1 protein-coding gene is annotated in these 2799 nt (G+C 52.8%); it reads right to left on the reverse strand.

Going from position 1 to position 2799, the window contains the following annotated elements; all coding sequences use genetic code 11:
• Nucleotides 1-331: 331 nt before the first annotated feature.
• Nucleotides 332-2425 (reverse strand): 3'-5' exonuclease, encoded by a 2094-nt coding sequence (locus tag AC0QHF_RS11915; RefSeq protein WP_324704434.1) that lies wholly within the window; start codon nt 2423-2425, stop codon nt 332-334.
• Nucleotides 2426-2799 lie beyond the last annotated feature (374 nt).

A 2799-nucleotide genomic window follows, 5' to 3' on the forward strand; every position in this document is an offset into this window, starting at 1 on the left:
CCGCAGTTATTATAACTTCCCCAATCATCTTCAGATGATTTCGGCTATTAGCTTGGGAATTGATTCCCAAGCGGTTCGGGTGTTCGACCAGATTAGATGGCGGTGCCTTTCCTACCCATCTATTATCCCACAAGCCGGGAGATGAAATAGGAACGCACCATGGGATCAATCTTACCACACGAGTAGCACAGGCATCTTGCCTGTGAAAAAAAAGCGATCGCACTGTCACCCCAAATCCTCATCAACAACTCCTCTGTGTCCTCCGTGCCTCTGTGGTTAAATTTTATTAATTTTCGCACCCCCCAGATTTACATTGGTTGAGTTTCGTGCCTCAACCCAACCTCCTCCAATAAGGAACAGAAAGCCCCTCCAAAAACGGCGAGGGTGCCGATCGCAAACCACTGACAATCAGCGATCGCATCGCCCTCGAACAGCCCACATAAAACAGGCGTCGCTGTTCGTCGGAAACGACCGGCTTTTCTTCCTCGGGTAAATCGTCGCCGAAATAGGGTAAAATATCTTTATTGAGTCCCACGACGGCGACAAAGGGGAATTCCAAGCCTTTAGCCGAATGCAGGGTCATCACTTTTATATAGTTGGCATTCAGGTCGATTTCGTGGCCGGAAACAAACCGGGCGTCCGTGCCCTGGCGGGTCAGTTCCCGGGCGAGATTTCTGCCCATTTCCGACCTCGGACAGAGGACCGCGCCACCGTGGATGGGGAGGCGGTAGCGTTTGGCTGATTCGATAAAAAAAGCGCGGATTTTTTCGGTTTCTTGGTTCAGGTTTTCGGTTAAAATGAGAGTGGGAATTTCCCCTTCGTAGGCGGAGGGAGTTTGTTGCAGGCAGTCGGCGTCTCCAGCCTCAGTGCCGGAGAAAATGGCGGTGCAGGCGGCGATGATTTGGGCGGTGTTGCGATAGTTTTGTTTCAGGATGAGGGTGCGGCCGGCGACGTTCAAATCGGCGCGGATTTTTTTCCAACTGAAGCCGCGTTGGTAGAGGGATTGGGAGGCGTCGGCGGTGAGGTAGAGGGCTTTTAAAGAAGGGACTAAAGCCAAAATACACCGCAGGGCGACGGGGGATAAATCCTGGGCTTCATCGATAACGATCGCTTCGTAGGGTGGGGCGGGTAATTGGGTGATTTTTTCCAGGGCTTTTCGCCGCAGTTGGGGCCAGGTTATTAACCCATTTTTCGCCATTTCTCGCCCCCAGGTTTCGTAAATACTCCACATCGCCTCCCGCAGTTTTGCGGACAGGGGAAAGCCGCGCCCCCGCCGTTCCAGGGCGAGATATTCGGCTTGGGTGGCGACGCCCCAGCCGTCGATCGCTTCCTCAAATTCTTGCAGCAAATAGGGCAGTCCCAGGCGTTCGATATTTTGGCGACGGCCGATGCGATCAAAGCGATTTTTTCCGGGAATTTCTGCAATTTCCAGGGCGGTTTTCAGGCAGGATAGGGATTGTTTATCCGTGGCGATGTTGGGTTTTCCGTAGGTTTGGGTATAATATTTATAGGTGAGGGAATCGACGGTAGAAACGGTGACGCCGCAAGCCTCGGGTTCGCCGCCCAAAAGCTGGGTCAGCAGTTGTTGGGAGTAGGCGACGAGGGCCTTGGTGTAGGTGGTAAATAAGATGGGTTTGATACCCTTTTCCAGGAGGGTTTGGACGCGGTAAATGGCGAGGGTGGATTTGCCGGTACCGGGTCCCCCTTTGACGAGTACGGGGCCGCTTTTTCCGAAAGTTCTCAGTTTTTCCTGTTCGGGATCGAGCTTTAATAAAAAGCGGGTTAGGGTGCCGCTGACGAAGCGATCGAGGTCTTCGGGTTGGTTGAGAATGTATTCGCGATCGCCGATAATTTCTTCGATGGGGCGGGGGTAGAGGTTGTCAATTATTCGACTGATATAACGATCCGCGATAGGCAGTTCCAGCAGGGCTTCCGAGTTGGGGGCCGCGCAGATTTCCGGCCAGTATTCCGGGGGAATTTGCCACCGTTTTAGGTGGGTTTTGGTGAGTTTGAAGGGCAGGGAAGTGGTGATGGTGTCGGGCTCGGATGCCTCGATTTTCGCGGGTTCCGGAGGCGGCGGTGGCGGCGCGATTTCCTCCGGTTGCGGTTGGAGAATTTCGGCATCCGGCGGAGGTGCGGGGGCGTCGGTTTCCGTGAGTTCGACTTCGTAGGTGCGATCGTCCCGTTTGCGGACACTCAACAGTTTAACCCACCCGCCACCGAAGCAGTAAAACAGGCGATAGTCGCCGATGCGAACCCGATAGACATTGTTAGTATAGCCCTTCAATTTTTTAGCATCTCCCCGGGCGGAAATGGGGTCGGTTTCCAGGACTCTGATATTTTTCTGCACCTTTTTTTGCACCGCTTTGGGAAGGTTCAGCAGTTCGCTAAAAAAGGTATCAGTAGAAGAGATAGCCCAAGTCATGATTTGAGGGAGTAGTTTTGTAGGGTGCGTTCCCCCCATCCATTATCCCACCAGCCAGGAGATGAAATAGGAACGCACCATCGAATTGATTTTACCACACGAGTAGCCCAGGCATCTTGCCTGTCAAAAAAAAGCGATCGCACCCCCTTCCCCAACTCTTCATATCCAATCCAGTTGAATACTCGGAACCCAACAGCTCAAATCATCTATCGAATTGATTTTACCACACGAGTAGCCCAGGCATCTTGCCTGTCAAAAAAAGCGATCGCACCCCCCTCTCCCCAACTCTTCATATCCAATCCGGTTGAATGCTCGGAACAAAACGGGTTAGATATCCAAACCGCTTGGGAATCAATTCCCGAGGGCGCAAGCCT

The organism is Lyngbya sp. CCY1209 (assembly GCF_055795065.1).

Bases quoted from the DNA above. Each gene is read 5' to 3' on its own strand.
- AC0QHF_RS11915 (WP_324704434.1), bottom strand. From the start codon at position 2,425: ATGACTTGGGCTATCTCTTCTACTGATACCTTTTTTAGCGAACTGCTG.